The sequence below is a fragment of the Micromonospora sp. U21 genome, from assembly GCF_018070045.1.
Lineage (GTDB): Bacteria > Actinomycetota > Actinomycetes > Mycobacteriales > Micromonosporaceae > Micromonospora.
The window spans coordinates 1-14,356 of record NZ_JAGPYK010000014.1; the positions used below are offsets into that span (position 1 = coordinate 1).

The 14,356-nt window shown below is 69.0% G+C and carries 10 protein-coding genes and 1 pseudogene; 6 read left to right on the plus strand and 5 right to left on the minus strand.

The window, feature by feature from the left end; translation table 11 throughout:
- The first annotated feature begins 595 nt into the window (after window positions 1-595).
- From KBX63_RS19105 to KBX63_RS19130, 6 genes are all read left to right on the plus strand, one after another.
- Window positions 596-1,252, plus strand: a complete 657-nt coding sequence (locus tag KBX63_RS19105; protein ID WP_210912592.1) for a TetR/AcrR family transcriptional regulator — start codon at window positions 596-598, stop codon at window positions 1,250-1,252.
- A gap of 591 nt (window positions 1,253-1,843) precedes the next feature.
- Window positions 1,844-2,272: an OsmC family protein gene (locus KBX63_RS19110; RefSeq protein ID WP_210912593.1), complete on the plus strand. Its 429-nt coding sequence runs from the start codon at window positions 1,844-1,846 to the stop codon at window positions 2,270-2,272.
- A 685-nt stretch (window positions 2,273-2,957) separates the two neighbouring features.
- Complete coding sequence (locus KBX63_RS19115; RefSeq protein WP_210912594.1) at window positions 2,958-3,452, plus strand: hypothetical protein; 495 nt, start codon at window positions 2,958-2,960, stop codon at window positions 3,450-3,452.
- A gap of 406 nt (window positions 3,453-3,858) precedes the next feature.
- Window positions 3,859-5,064 carry a low temperature requirement protein A gene (locus KBX63_RS19120; RefSeq protein ID WP_210912595.1) on the plus strand — a complete coding sequence of 402 codons (1,206 nt, stop codon included), beginning with the start codon at window positions 3,859-3,861 and terminating at the stop codon, window positions 5,062-5,064.
- Between the two features lie 450 nt (window positions 5,065-5,514).
- A complete protein-coding gene (locus tag KBX63_RS19125) occupies window positions 5,515-6,153 on the plus strand; it encodes a LysE family translocator (RefSeq protein WP_256443119.1) in 639 nt (212 codons plus the stop codon).
- Window positions 6,154-6,311: 158 nt separating this feature from the next.
- Entirely contained in the window at window positions 6,312-7,184 is an 873-nt protein-coding gene (locus tag KBX63_RS19130; RefSeq protein ID WP_247662004.1) for an NADP-dependent oxidoreductase, read from the plus strand.
- On the opposite strand, the pseudogene KBX63_RS36010 reads toward KBX63_RS19130, so the two are convergent.
- The 5 genes and pseudogenes from KBX63_RS36010 to KBX63_RS19155 all read right to left on the minus strand — a co-directional run.
- Window positions 7,165-7,335, minus strand: a pseudogene (locus tag KBX63_RS36010) (transposase); the annotation flags it as partial. The gene KBX63_RS19130 and the pseudogene KBX63_RS36010 sit on opposite strands and share 20 nt — an antisense overlap.
- A 42-nt stretch (window positions 7,336-7,377) precedes the next feature.
- Window positions 7,378-7,749 (minus strand): hypothetical protein, encoded by a 372-nt coding sequence (locus KBX63_RS19140; RefSeq protein WP_210912596.1) that lies wholly within the window; start codon window positions 7,747-7,749, stop codon window positions 7,378-7,380.
- A 284-nt stretch (window positions 7,750-8,033) separates the two neighbouring features.
- Complete coding sequence (locus KBX63_RS19145) at window positions 8,034-10,226, minus strand: S8 family serine peptidase (RefSeq protein WP_210912597.1); 2,193 nt, start codon at window positions 10,224-10,226, stop codon at window positions 8,034-8,036.
- Between the two features lie 157 nt (window positions 10,227-10,383).
- Window positions 10,384-11,484: a hypothetical protein gene (locus tag KBX63_RS19150; RefSeq protein ID WP_210912598.1), complete on the minus strand. Its 1,101-nt coding sequence runs from the start codon at window positions 11,482-11,484 to the stop codon at window positions 10,384-10,386.
- 93 nt (window positions 11,485-11,577) lie between these two features.
- A complete protein-coding gene (locus KBX63_RS19155) occupies window positions 11,578-14,268 on the minus strand; it encodes an ATP-binding protein (protein ID WP_210912599.1) in 2,691 nt (896 codons plus the stop codon).
- Window positions 14,269-14,356: the final 88 nt, after the last annotated feature.

Genomic DNA, 14,356 nt, shown 5'->3' on the forward strand with positions numbered 1-14,356 from the left:
GGGGCCGCGCGCCGGCCCACGCCGACGTGGTCGGCCTGGACGAGGAGTCAGCCGGATGGGCGCAGGCTCTCTCCGGTGCCGGTGCCGGTGCCGGTGCCGGTGCCGGTGCCGGTGCCGAGCGAGACGTGGCCCGCGATCGGCCGCAAGAGATGCTGGTGCGTGCGGCGTTGCGGGAGGTGCGCCGGCGCGCGACGCGCTCCTCGGTGACCGGGCCCGCGCTGATCGACCTCGCCCACAGGCCCCGTCCGTGGCGATGGTGGCGATCCTCGCCAAGCTGGCGACGTTCCGTGGCAGGAGCCGCTTCACCGCCCGGCCGGCCGGGCTGGTGGACGGGGCGCGATGCATGTTCGGTACGGAACCCAGCTGCTTCTCGGTGGCCTACGAGCAGCCCTTGAGTAGCAACGTGCCGCAGGCGGGACCAGACGGTCCAGGAACTGACTCGCCCTGTCGATGATCTAGCGGACATTGCACCGCTCATTCAGGCCGGCGGCGCATGTGTTCGTCCTTCATCATCAGGTAAATGCGACAGGACGCCGGATGGACTCCAGGGTCCCATTTTCCGCGGATTATCTCGCATGCTGGATACACTTGACCGATGAGCGACGAGCGGGTGGCTGCGCCGACGAATCAGCGGAGGATCAGTCAACGGGGCATCGCGACGCGAGAGCGGATCCTCGAGGCGGCGAACCGGCTGATGTTCGTGCGCGGAGTGAACGCGACGACCCTTGACGACGTCCGCGAGGCAAGCCAGACGAGCAAGTCTCAGCTCTACCACCACTTCGCCGACAAGCAGGAGCTCGTGCGCGCGTTGGTCAAATATCGAGGCGCGCTTGTGCTCCAGCGCGAGCGCGGAGGGCTCGAACGACTGAGATCGTTCTCAGGGCTGGTCCGGTGGCGTAACGCGCTGGTCCAGGCCAACTCGCTGAACAACGGCAAATACGGGTGCGGTCTCGGGTCGATGGCTGTCGAGCTGTCCGATCAAGATGAGCAGGCCCGATCGATGCTGTTCGAGACGTTTGCGGCATGGGAAAAGCTGATCAGTGATGGTCTGCACCGGATGCGGGACAGCGGTGCGCTGCGCCAGGACTCCGACCCGGAGAAGTTGGCCACGGGGTTGATGGCAGCTTTGCAAGGCGGCTACCTGCTGGCGAACGCCGCGCACAACGTCGCACCCATGGAAGTTGCTCTAGACATGGCGCTGGAACACATCAAATCGTTCCTCGTGGAGCCGTCCGGCGAGCCGACCCGTTAATTGAGCCCGTTTCATCGCGATCAGGCTGGTCGCGGCGGGTGCGAGCAGCCCGGAGATCGATGAGGGCGGGGCTGCAGGTAAGACAGCAGTAGAGCCAGGATCCGATGCCCCGATCGGGAGCGTCGTCGCGACCCATGTGCGGCACGCGCGCACCAGTGCCACCGTGTCGGCGCGCGACTGCGGATCACTGAGCATCGATGTTCTCCACGTTGTCCGGATTTGAGTCCGCCCTAGTCGGGGGAGGCGACGACGATCGCCGCCCCGATGCGTGAACGACGGCAAGCCTAGCCTTAATGGACTGATAAGTCCGCTCTTGAGTTTGGCGCGTCGATCGAGTTCAGCTGGGGTGTCTTGGTCCTAACCACCTCTCACTACAGCTTAGAACACCCGGAGTTGATGGTTCACGAGGGCCGAGCGGCTCTGGCGACAAGCGATCAACTGGACTATTCAGTCCGCGAAGGCTAGCCTGCGGAGGTACTCGGTCATGGGGTGATACGGCCAGCCACATCCCCCGCTCAGACCGCGGCTGGGCTGCTGCTGGATCCGAGTATCTCGACCGTCACTACCAGGATCTCCAGAAAGGCGCGGCTGATGGAAAGCGATCGGGATCGTGTCGTCGCATCCGCCCGAACTGTCCTTCCGGCCACCGAGCGCCGGCGCACGGACATGACCACCCGCGGCTTCACGTTCGTCGCCGATGAACCGCACAACGGTGCACTCGGCGAAGGCCCGACGCCGACGGAGTACCTGTTGATGGCGCTCGCGTCGTGCACTGCTCAGACGCTCAGGCAGTACGTCGACTACAAGTACGACACCGCCGGCGACATCACCGTCGAGATCGACTACCACGAACCCGAGCAGGAAGGCGCAGAGCGTTACCTGCAGCGCACGATCACGCTGAGCGAAGAGCCTGACCCCGACGACTTGAAGGTGATGCATGACATTGCCGAAAAGTCCCCGGTGACCCTGTTGATTCAGTTCGCATGGAGCGTGAAGACCGAGTTCGTCGGACCGCGCTGAAATCAGGCTGCTTGCTGCTCGGCGATCACGGTGGAGCAGCAAGCGGTTGTCGTTCCGCCCCAGGCGGCGACAGTGATGCCGTCGACCCCGACAGCTTGAACGCGATGGGGTCCTGCATGCGGCGCGGGTACTGGTCCTGGCGGATGGCCGGTGACTCGTGCCGGCAGCTCAGAACAGAGTCGGTGCGGTCGGTTCGGTGACGGTGGACGTCTGCCGAGCAGGACGATCTTGTCGGAGACCGTGTCATCGGGGATCGGCAGCCCGTGGCGCTGTAATGCCTGGTTCATCCGTGCCCGGACGGGGCCGCGGTAATGAGCCCCGCGGTAAGCGCAGTAACCGCAACCCGGTGCGGCCCGCAACCCGCCGGGCGTCCCGGTGGTCACGCCGCGCGTCGACCCGTGCGGCCTGGCCGGCTGCCGGCCGCAACCTCACTCAGCCCTGCCCTGTGTCCTTCGGCGGCCTGTTGGGCTCCCGGTGTCCGGTGCCAGCCGCCGGGCGTATTGCGTGGCCGCCGTGTGCGACAGCTGAGCGGTCGGCCGCGCGCCCTGGCGGCGGCGCGTGCGGCCCGTTCAGGGCCGCCTTGATCGACGTACAGAAAGTTCTCGCAGACCGGGGCGGCAGATCACAGGCCGCGCGGATCACAGGCCGGCGGCCGGCGGCCGTTCTGTCCCGTCACGGGAGATGCTTGACGCTCGCGTCCCACCTGATGCCCGACATGCTCCTCAAGGCGCTCGCGGAGGCCTTCACGGTGGGCGACGATAGGGGCCGCGCGGTGAGGGACAATGCGCCGGTGGACGATCACCGGCGCTGCCGGCTCTCCGTCAGCGACGACGAGCTGGAGCTTGCCGGTCCGCCGGCTGCGCTCCGCGCCCTCAGCCGGCTGCTACGCCATCATGCTGAGCCCTTTGAGGTGGTGGTCACCGACGGGGCCGTCAGTCAAGAGGCGACCGCAGGCCCGCTGCTTGTCAGTCTGCAAGGCGGGACCAGGCTGCATTTCTCCGGCGGGCGTGAGTATCTCGACATCATCTGGGACGCGCTCGATGGCGTGGCTGAGCAGGCCGAGACCGCCGATGACCGGACAGTCCACCGGCATCAGCACATCGAGTACTTTCCTGGTGACGACCACCGTTCGCCGGACTCAGTCCCATTGGTCATCGTGTCCGACTGGCCAGAAGCGTAGGTGCACGACTGTCGCGCGGTGGCACCTACTGGAACCAGGGCAAGTGAACAACCAAGGCCGACTGTCGCGCATGTGCTGGGGCTGATCTGTCAAGCATCAGGTGGGATTAGACAGGCCGGCAGCCGTTCCGCTTGACCCGTGACAGGTTGGCTTCAGTTCATGGGTGGCATTCCACCGAGTGCTGATCGAGTTGACCATGCTCTCTAGGCGCGCTGCTACCGGGATGAGGGCCTGGACGGGTTGGCAGATGTCGCACGCGCGCATGCTCATCGCGCCCAGACCGGCCGAGAGGTCGAAGTGGGGGTATCTGGGAGCTGCGCCGAAGTCATCCGTGGTGGCCAGCGGTGGCTGCCGGGTTAAGTGTTGAATCCGGATCTGCCGGACGTTGGGCGAACAAGATAGGACTATGAGGTACATCTTCCGGGCCGGGCCGCCGGTGCCGACCGAGGAAACCCATCGGACCACCCCGTTCGAAGTGTTCTTCGACCTGGTGTTCGTGTTCGCCTTCATCCGGGTGGCGACGTTCACGGCACAGGCGCCGACGCCACTCGGGCTGGTGCACAGCCTTGTGCTCCTGCTGCTGCTGTGGTGGCCGTTCACTAACTACGCTTGGTTGGCCAACCAGGTCCGCGCCGACGTGGGCCTGGTCCGCGCCGGAAACTGCGCTGTGATGGCCGCGATGTTCGTGGCCGCCCTGGTCCTCCCCGAGGCGTGGCGGCACGGCAACCAGTCACTGGCCGCGCCCATGACGCTGGCCCTCGTCTACATCGTCGTCCGGGTGGTATATCTGGCCCTCGTCTGGCACATATCGGCCGGTAACAAGCGGCTACGCGCTGCGCTGCGCTTGCGGGTCATCCCGGTCGCGGTGGGCGTGCCTGCGCTGCTGTTCGGCGCGGTGTTCGGCGGTGCCACGCAGACGCTCTTGTGGGCTGCGGCGTTCCTCATCGACTGCATCGGCGGCCTATTCATCGCGGTGTCTGCCGGACGCGCTCCGTTGCCCAGCCCCAGCCATTTCGCCGAGCGGCACGGCCTGATGGTAATCATTGCTCTGGGCGAGTCGCTGATCTCGGTGGGCGTCGGCGCCGGATCGGCGGTCGCCCATTGGCCGGTCGTGATCGCTGCGCTGCTCGCCCTGACCGCGGCGCTGGCCCTGTGGTGGCTGTACTTCGAAAACGCCGCCGCGCCTGCCGGACAAGCCCTGGCGCGGATCCCCGCTCCGGACCGGACTCGAACCGGCAGCATCGCCTACAGCTTGACTCACTTCGCGCTCATCGCCGGGATCATCTACCTGTCCCTCGGCATCGAGGTGGTCGTCGCCCACATGGCCCACCACCCACCCCAGCAGCCCGCTGGGACCCCGCTGGACTGGACTTCGACCGCAGCTCTGTTCGGCGGCCCGGCCCTCTACCTCATTGGTCGGGCACTGTTCCTTCGACTCACCGTCCGGCACACCGCACCCGCCCCGATCGTCGCGGCCGGCACCATCCTCGCGCTGCTGCCCGTCGCCCGACACCTTCCCGCCCTCGCCGCCCTCGCTCTAGTCACCATCATCTTGATCGTCCTGGTCTGCTATGAACGGATCAGTTGGCAGCCACCTGCCGCAGCGAAATGACTACGTATCCAGGCCTGCCGACCCCCCAAGACCGGCAATCTGGCGTCCAGCAGGCGAGCGATCCGGTGCAGCCAGGCACGTCCCTCGACCTGGAGCCGTTCGGATGGGGCATACGCGCGAGGACGCTGAGGATGAGGCCGACGGTCATCACCGCGCCCACGATGGTGCGCAGCGCAGGGCACCGGGCGGGCCGTTGCCGACTGGGGCCGATGTTGATGGTCGGAGGCTTGAGGCGGGTGGGCCTGGTCGGTACTGCGTTGGGCGCGGGGTGGTTGCCGGCGCGGAGCCTCACCTGCCTGGGTCGAGAGGCTGGTCTTCGCCGTCGCTGTGGAAGCCGGCGATGGTGTGCCGCAGCTAGGGCCTGTCTCTTTGGAGTGGAGGCTAGACAGCTCAAGATCCACCAGGCCCGCTAACAAAGCAGGCGGGCTGGTGGTGTAATCTGGCAATTCCATGGCAATAAGCTCCGCCCTGTGGTCCTTCGCCCTAGTTGTAGGGCTTCTCACTCTGACTCCCGGACTCGACACGGCGCTGATCTTGCGCACGTCGGCCCTCGGCCGGCGCAGGAGCGCCTGGGGCGTCGTCCTCGGAATCCAGACCGGCACCCTGGTGTGGGGTGCGTTCACCTCCCTCGGAGTGACCGCGCTCCTCACGGCCTCCCACCTCGCTTACACCGCGCTGCGCTGGATCGGTGCCGCTTACCTGGTCTGGATGGGGTTCCGCATGCTCCGGGACACCTTCCGGGGGCTGCCTTCGGCAGACCAGGACGACTCTGTTCTGGCCGCCGGCGCGGACTCGGTCAGCGGCGGCTGGCGGCAGGGGACGCTCACCAACCTCCTGAACCCGAAGATGGGCGCCTTCTACGTGGCCGTCCTGCCTCAGTTCATCCCCCCAGGTACCGGCCACTTCACCATGGGCCTCCTGCTCACCACGGTGCACATCTTGATCGGTCTGCTCTGGTCTGCCGTCCTCATCGGCTTCGCCCGCGTCCTGCAGGGGTGGCTCCGCAAACCCCACGCTCGCCGTGTGCTCGACCGGATCACCGGCACCGTCATCGGCGTCTTCGGTATCAGGCTGGCCCTCAGCAACTGACGACCCCTCACAGATCTTTTCGGTCGGCTGGGTGGGACACGGACGTCTGGCGTCAGTAAATGGGGGAAGTGAAGTGTCGTGCTGGTGGGTGACTGATGCAGGGAGGTGTCCAGATGAGGGCGATTGTTGTGACGGACGAGGCTGCGGGGACGGCCGGGATGGCGTTGGTGGAGCGTGCGGAGCCGGAGGCGACGGCGAATGATGTTCTTGTTGAGGTGTATGCGTCGGGGTTCACTCCGGGTGAGTTGACGTGGCCGGGGACTTGGACTGATCGACTTGGGCGGGATCGGACGCCGTCGGTTCCGGGGCATGAGGTGGCTGGGGTGGTCAGCGCGCTCGGTTATGGCACGCGGGGCCTGTCGGTGGGGCAGCGGGTGTTCGGTCTGGCGGACTGGAGTCGTGACGGGACGTTGGCGGAGTATGTGGCTGTGGAGGCGCGGAACCTTGCGTCGTTGCCGGGTGATGTCGATTTTGCGGTTGGGGCGAGTCTGCCGATCTCGGGTTTGACCGCGTGGCAGGGGTTGTTCGTGCATGGTCGTTTCCAGGCGGGGCAGAGTGTTCTTGTCCATGGTGCGGGCGGTGGGGTTGGTTCGATGGTGACGCAGTTGGCCAGGGAGGCGGGTGCCTACGTTGTTGGCACGGGGCGTGCGGGGGACCGTCAGGCCGCGCTCGATTTCGGTGCGCAGGAGTTTGTTGACCTCGGTAATGATGTCCTGGAGGACGTCGGTGGGGTGGATCTGGTTTTCGACGTGATCGGTGGCGATATTCAGAAGCGTTCTGTGGGTCTGGTGCGGGCCGGTGGGATGTTGGTGACCGTTGCTGGTCCGCCTGAGGCGCGGCCGGTGGACGGCCTGGCGGTGGATTTTGTTGTCGAGGCCGATCGGGTGCAACTGGGTGAGGTGGTCCAGCGGGTCAGGGATGGTCGGCTGCGTACGAACATTGGCACCGTGGCGACCCTCGACGACGCCGTCGCCGCGTTCAACCCGACTGAGCGGATCAAGGGAAAGACGATCATCCGCGTTCGCTCGTAACCCGGTCTGCGGCCTTGCGGAGCGCTCTGCCGGCGAGGTCGAGCGCGGCGCGCAGCCGCCAGTTCAGCACCGCCGAGGCGGCGTCGGTCGCCGCGTGGACACTGACGGCGATCTGGCACTTGGCAGCCTTGCCGAGGGTGCCGGAAGACTGCCCGTCCGAGAGAAACGCAACAGATCGCGTTGATCCTGCAGCTCAGCAGTCGTAGTCGTGTTTGCGCAGCAGCCGCCGCACCGTGTCGGGGTCGGGGCTTTCGCCGCCCCAGCCCTGGATGTCCTCGTCGTTGACCTCTTCGATGTTCCAGTGGTCACCGCGCAGGCTGCTGGTCGAGTGCGCGGGGTGCCGGAGGGTGACGGTGCAGGTCGCGGGGTCGGCGTCGGTGTTCACGCGCCAGTCGAACGTGTAGGCGACAGTGCTCCTGCGTTCGCGGTTCTTCCGATGTGATGTCTTGACCTCCGGCAGGACCGAAACCGACTCGAAGCCGGCTCCGGTCAGTTTGTCGACGTACTTCCTCTCGGCGTCGCCGCTGCCTCCGCACGCCCCCGTCGTGACGAGGGCGACGAGCAATGCACCCAGCGCGAACGTCCTGCCTCTCACAAAACCTCCCATCGCAGGTGGCCCGGCCTTCGAGCCCAGTAATTGTCCTAAAGGGACGGCGTGGCACCCTTTTCCGCGATAGGAAAAGTGCGCAATACTCTGCCGGCGCCGACGTCGCGGGAGTCGCACCGCCGCTACCGGATGTGGCGGGGGCGCCGCCGTCATCACGTTCATGTCGGCAGGGCTACCGCCACATCCATCGACGGGTTCTTCGATGCCCGTGCGCCGGCCAGTCGTCTCGGCCGAAGCGCTGGCTACCACAGCACCGACGGCATTGGCACCTCCGTGCCGTAGGCGAACCAGTCATTCCACTTGCGAACGTCGGCCGAGAACGCTCCCGAGGTCGATGGTGCGACGAAGACATCCGCGGCATTGCCCCTGGTGAAGGCGACCACATCGTCGCGGCCGTCGCCGGTGAAGTCGCCGGCGCCGGGGACCGCCACGCCACCGGCGAAGTCGCGGTGCCACACAGTCGGATCACCGAACAGTCGCGTCGCCCAGTAGCCAGCCATCGACAGGGCCACCCGGACGAACGGCGCGTCGCCCCGGGAAAACTCCGCCACATCGTCACACCCGTCGCCGTTGAAGTCGCCGACCGTCGGTACCGCGGCGGCCAGAGCGAAGCGGTAGCCCCAGAGCGTCGCACCCGCGAACCGGTCACCCTGCGAGGAAGCGACCAGCACGCGGCCGGCTCCGCCCCGCTCGAAGGCTGCCAGGTCGTCACGCCCGTCGCAGTCGAAGTCGCCGACCAACGGCACCGCGTCGCCGCCGAGGAACGAGTCGCTCCACCGCACGGTGGTGCCGACGAAGCCGGTCCCGTTCGACAGCGCCACATACACGGTGCGGTTGACCGAGGGGCTGTTGAGGGCGCCCCGTGTCACGGTCGCGATGTCGTCCCGGCCGTCACCATTGAAGTCACCGACCACCGGGGTCTCGTTGGACGCGGCGAACCAGGTGTGCCACCGCTGCGAGGGCCCGAACGCCGAGCCGGTGGCGAGCGCCACGTACACGTCGGCGCTGGTGCCACGGGTGAAGGTGATCAGGTCGGCCCTGCCGTCGCCGTTGACGTCACCGACCATCGGGATCTCCTCGCCAGCTCCGAAGTACTCGTGCCACTTCGTTCCCGCGGCGAAGGCCGACCCGGTGGAGAGCGCCACCCACACGTCGGCGGACGTACCGCGTCCGAAGGTGACGACGTCGTCGCGGCCGTCGCCGTTCACATCCGCCCCGGTACGTCCGAAACCGTCGTTGCCCGGACCGTTGGGGTCGGTGTAGAGCACCCGGTTCGGCGAGCCCCGGTGGTCGGTGATCCGGTCCCGGCTCGCCTCGTTGACCAGGGTGGCCGCCACCAGTGCCGGCGAGGCGTGCGGGAAACGCTGAAGGTAACGCGCCGCCGCCCCCGTGACGTGCGCGGTCGCGATGGAGGTACCGCCGGTCAACCCGGTGCTGGTGTCGCTGACATTCGTCGTGGTCGGCACGCTCTCGCCCGGGGCGAACAGGTCCACACACCCGCCCCAGTTGGAGCTTGCGGTGCGATCCTTCAACGCGTGCACTGCGCCGACGGTGACGACCGCCGGGACCCTGCCCGGGGAGGAGCCGCACGCGTCCTCGTTGCTGTGGCCGGCGGCCGCCACCACCGTGATGCCACGCCTGATCAGCTCGTTGGCTGCGGCGTCGACGACGGTGCTGGGCGCGGAACGAAAGCTGAAGTTGGCCACGGCCGGGCGGATCGCGTTGACGGCGAGCCAGTCCACGGCCGCGAGAAGTGCCGCCGTGGTGCCGGCGCGGCAACCGATCCGCACCGAGTGCAGGCGGACACCCTTGGCCATCCCGTGGACCCGACCGCCGACCACCCCCGCCATCGTCGTGCCGTGGCCGTTGCAGTCGGCTGACCCGCCGGGGCCGGTGCCAGCATCGCCGAACGAGACGTCAGCGGAGGCTCGTCCCTCGAAGTCGTGGTGGCTCTGCCGGATTCCGGAGTCGAACACGTACGCGTGCACACCCGAGCCGTCCGAGTCCCAGCGGTAGACGTCGTCCATTCCCCGGCGCTGGTCGCTCAGGTCCAGCCCCCACGGCGCATCCACCTGGTCGCCGAGGAACTCCAGCTCGACCTGCTGTTCGACGTACGCGATCTCGGGTTCCTTGCTGAGCGCACGCGCGGTCTCCGTGCTCATCGTGACCGCGAAGCCGCGCAGAACGTGCTGGTAGGTGAACTCCAGCTCCCCCGGATAGGTCGCCAGCAGCCGTTTGGCGGTCTGCTCGACGTTCTCCTCAGCGGACTTCGGTTTCGCCAGGACCACGACGTGGCGGTCCTTGGCAACGTCCTCGGCCGCCGGCCGGAACTTCTCTTCGGCTGCGGCGGCCGACGGCCCGGGAGTGAGCAGGGCCAGGACCGTCAGTACGACGGTGGCCAGGGGAAGTCCGCGTCCTCGTCGTGCGGTCGACATCGAACCTCCGATCGAAGTGGTGGCTGACGGCTGGTGCACCGGCCCACCGGTGCGCCGGTGCACCAGCCGATGCATCGCTCAGGTTCTGCCGGCGGCTCCGCCGCAGCCGGTCACGCCAGCGTGCCGGCCAGCGGTGCCCTCCGCTGCCGACGGCCGCCTACTGTCCGGACGTGCCGGTGAAAGGCAGCCGACGACTGCGGGCCAGGAGGAACAACACCATCCCGGAACCCGCCAGCAGCGACCCGGCCAGGGAGAACAGGGCGGTCCGGGCGCCGGTCACCGGCAAACCGCCACCGTCACCGGTTGCGGGCGGGGCACCAGATGATCTGCCGGGCGTCGGCGCCGTCCCGTCCGAGGTTGGTGTCGGGGTGATGCCGGTCGGGGTCGCCGTCGGGGTAGCGCAGGCCGGCTCGCCGACGGTGTGCCGGCCCAGCTCGCTGCCGCCGACCGCGTCGCGGACCAGCACGGAGGTGCCCGGCGTGGCCGTCACGTCGACGCGGGCGTCACCACCGGCGGCGAGTACGGCGGTGCCGGCGACGCCGCCACCGGCGATCACCTCCACCCGGTAGACGCCGCCGGCCGTGCTCGTCAGGTCGACCCGGACCCCGTCGCACCCGTCGGTGAACCGCACCTCGACCTCGTCCGGGGTGCACCGCTCCGGCTTGACGTAGGTGCCGGAGAACCAGGACGCGACACCGCTGCCCAACGGGGTGACCACGTGGAACCGGGCACCGTCGGGGAGCCGGTGGTGCTCATCGCGGCTGCCTGTCCCGAGGGGTGCGACATCTCGGCCTCCGACGCCTTCGATCAGCACCTGGATTCCGGTGATCGGGTTGGTCCCGAGGTTGCCGAACGTGAGGAGCAGCGAGGAACACTCGCTGGTCGCGGCGACGGTGAGCTGTGGCGGGTCCACACAGTCGTCCGGTGACCGGTGCAGGTAGTCCCGGGCGGGCAGCCCTTCGCGCCGGATCTCGAACAGAGCACCGTCCCGCGCGCCGTACTCCCGGCCGCCCCGGGCCCGCATCTCGAACTCGTCGATCACCACGCCGTCGCGCAGCACAGTGGTTGCCCACGTCTCGTCGCCGCCGATGGTGCCGGTGTCCCATTCGAAGGCGACCGCGCCGCACAGGTTCTCGAACCGGATCTCCGGCGGGTCCGCACCGGCCGGGGCGGTGGCACCGAGGACGAGACTCCCGATCAGGAGCAGCGAGCCGACGGCGGTGCCGAGCAGCCGACGGAAGAGGACGGGTGTACGCATGCGGATGTGCCTTCCGGGGGAGGGACGACGGCCTGTTCGCCGCCGCCCAAGCCCAGCACGGCTGCCAGTCCGGACGCATGAGTGCCGGAGTACTCAGTTCGTGTTCAGGCAGCCGGTGGAGAGGGCACCGCGCAACTCTGCCCGCCCGGCGACACCGAGCTTGCGATATGCCCGGTTCAGGTGGTTCTCCACTGTGCGCTCCGACAGGTGCAGCCGCTCGGCGATCGACCTGGTCCGTTCGCCGGCCGCCGCGGCCAGCACCATCTGCTGTTCCCGGGCGGTCAGCCGGCCCACCGCCGTGCGTCGACGCAGCGCCGGGGAGTTGACCGGTTCGTCGATCCGGGCCAGGTGGACGTCGATGACCAGATGAGCCCGGGACACCTCGCCGGGCTCATCGTCTGCCCGCCAGCGGGAGCCGGCGAGGTTGGCCGCCTCGGCGGCGTGCAGGGGCATGTCGTACCGGGCGAACCGGTCGGCGACGTCGAGCAGGGCCTCGGCATCCCCGGCGACGGCTGCGGTGGCGTACCGCACGATGACCGCGCCGAGCGCCCACCCGGGGTCGGGTGGGTGGTGGTTGAGCAGCCGGGCCGCTGCCCCGGCACCGCCGAGCCGGACCAGGTCGAGGGCGCCGATGGCGGCGGCGCCGACCGCACCGAGCCGGGCGTGCTCGGCGACGGCGTCGGCGAGCCCGACGATTCCCGCTCCTCCGTCCCCCTGGGCCGCGCCGTACCAGGCGCGGGCGCGGGCAACCTCCATGTCGAACAGTCGCACCGAAGCCGGACCACTTGGGTACCGGTCCAGGTCAGTGACAGCGCCGCCCGCCTCGTACCCGAGCTGAACGCAGGCCTGCACGCGGACGGCCGCGGCCCAGCGGCACACCGGCCGCAGCCCGATGTCCCCGGCCACCAGGCCGGACTCCTGCGCCCAGCGCAGAGCCGTGCGGGGCCGGCCCCTGAACAGCGAGATCTGGGCCAGCACGAGGGCGTGCAGCGCCTGGCTGACCGGATCGGGCGGATGCAGGCTGGTCTCGTACCCGGACAGGGCGAGTTCGAGCCCCGACGTGGGGTCGGGACGATAGCAGCGCACCAGAGCGAGGAACGGGGATAGTCCGCTGCACTGCATCTGGCTCGATCCGAGGTGGCGGCGGGCCAGCGGCAACATTTCCACGACCAACGCCTCCGCCTCGGCGATCCGACCAGCGAGCAGCAGCGCGCAACCGGCGGCGCAGCTGGCGGCGAGCCGGGCCGAGACCGGCCCGGCCCGGCGCAGCGCCGCCAGGGCCGTGTCGATCACCGTGCAGTCGAGCTGGTACGACCGCAGGTAGAGACCGTAGGCGTCGAGCCCGTCGCGCCAGGGACCGGACGGCTCCGGTGCCGCCGGCACGTCCGAACGACCCGCCCCGGCTCCCACCCGTCCCGAGGCGAGTTCAAGCATGGTGCGTGCCGCGTGCACATCGTCGGCGGCGTGCACGAGGATTTCGGCGTGCTGGATCGCCACCTGGCAACGGTCATCCTCCGTACCGTTGACGGCGACCTGCTCGGTCAGCTCCACACAGAGCGCGACGGCTTCGTCGGTCCGTCCCAGGTGAGCCAGCGCCCGGACCGAGGCCAGCCCGGCCAGGGTGCCACCCCCTGCCGACCAGGCACGTCTGGCGAACCGCTGGGCCTGGGCGTACTCCCGGGTCAACGCGGCCCGTTCGGCGGCGGCCAGCATGAACTCGGGGTTGACGGGGCCGCCGCCGTCGAGCCGCCACAACGCGCTCCGGATGAGGTTTCCCGGGCCCGGCGGGCCCTCGGCCTCCAGCGCGTCGGCGAGCCGGCGGACGTGTCGCCGCCGGCCCAGGGCCGGGGTGTCGGCCCGGAGCAGCTCGCCGTACAGCGGATGGCGGAGCCGCACCGCCGGGTGGTCACCGAGGTCCACGGCGATCAGCCCTCGGCGCTCCAGCGCTTCCAGCGCCTCTTCCCCGACAATGGCGGACGCCATCGGCAGGGGCACGGGTTCCCCAGCGGCGAGCAGTTCCAGCGCCTCCCGTTCCCCCGCGTCGGTGTCGGCCAGTCGATTCCGTAGCAGCTCGGCCAGTCGGGGGACCGCCGTCATCGGACCGGTGAGCTGCCAGAGCCCGGCGCGGCGATCGAGCAAACCGGATTCGAGCGCCGAGGTGACCAGCTCGCGCAGGAAGAGTGGGTTCCCGGCGGCGGCGTCGCGCAGGCGACGCAGCGTTCGACCCTCCACAGGACCGTCCAGAGCGGCGACCAGCAGAGCGTCGGACGCCTGCGGACCGAGCGCGGCGAGGCCGATCCGGACGACGCCGCCGTCCTTCCACAGCGCGGTCAGCGCATCCCGGCCCGGCTCGTCGGTACGCGCCGTGGCGAGCAGGGTGACCAGTCCTTCGATGACGGCTTGGTGAAGGACGGCGAGGGATGTCTCGTCGAGCCGGTGGGCGTCATCGACGAGCAGGATCGTTCGACCCTGTTCGGCGAGGCGGCGGAGGCCGAGCAAACCGAGTTGCACGGGGCCCAGGCCGGCGGTCCGGCTGTCGGCGGCCGGGAGCAGCCCGGTGAGCCCGGCGAGCGTCAGGCCGGAGCCGGCGACCGGCCACCGCACCGGCAGGATCCGGGCGCCTCGTACCCGGTCGGCCGCTTCGTGGGCCAGGCGGGTCTTGCCCACCCCGCTCGGCCCGGCGAGCAACGCGCCAGGGGAGCCGGGGACCCGCAGCGCGGCCACCGTCGAGGCCATCTCGTTCTCGCGGCCGATCAGTGGCGACTCGGTAGCCGGCCAGGTCATGGGTGCACCCTAGTCCGGATGCGCCGACGATCGACTCAGACGAACAGCGGTCGGCTCGTCCCCGGACCGGGGGAGGTGGGTAGGCCCA

Excerpts from the sequence above, each read along its gene's own strand:
- KBX63_RS19105 (WP_210912592.1), top strand. The coding sequence starts at position 596 with ATGAGCGACGAGCGGGTGGCTGCGCCGACGAATCAGCGGAGGATCAGT.
- KBX63_RS19110 (WP_210912593.1), top strand. The coding sequence starts at position 1,844 with ATGGAAAGCGATCGGGATCGTGTCGTCGCATCCGCCCGAACTGTCCTT.
- KBX63_RS19120 (WP_210912595.1), top strand. The coding sequence starts at position 3,859 with ATGAGGTACATCTTCCGGGCCGGGCCGCCGGTGCCGACCGAGGAAACC.
- KBX63_RS19125 (WP_256443119.1), top strand. The coding sequence starts at position 5,515 with ATGGCAATAAGCTCCGCCCTGTGGTCCTTCGCCCTAGTTGTAGGGCTT.
- KBX63_RS19130 (WP_247662004.1), top strand. The coding sequence starts at position 6,312 with ATGGCGTTGGTGGAGCGTGCGGAGCCGGAGGCGACGGCGAATGATGTT.
- KBX63_RS19145 (WP_210912597.1), bottom strand. The coding sequence starts at position 10,226 with ATGTCGACCGCACGACGAGGACGCGGACTTCCCCTGGCCACCGTCGTA.
- KBX63_RS19150 (WP_210912598.1), bottom strand. The coding sequence starts at position 11,484 with ATGCGTACACCCGTCCTCTTCCGTCGGCTGCTCGGCACCGCCGTCGGC.
- KBX63_RS19155 (WP_210912599.1), bottom strand. The coding sequence starts at position 14,268 with ATGACCTGGCCGGCTACCGAGTCGCCACTGATCGGCCGCGAGAACGAG.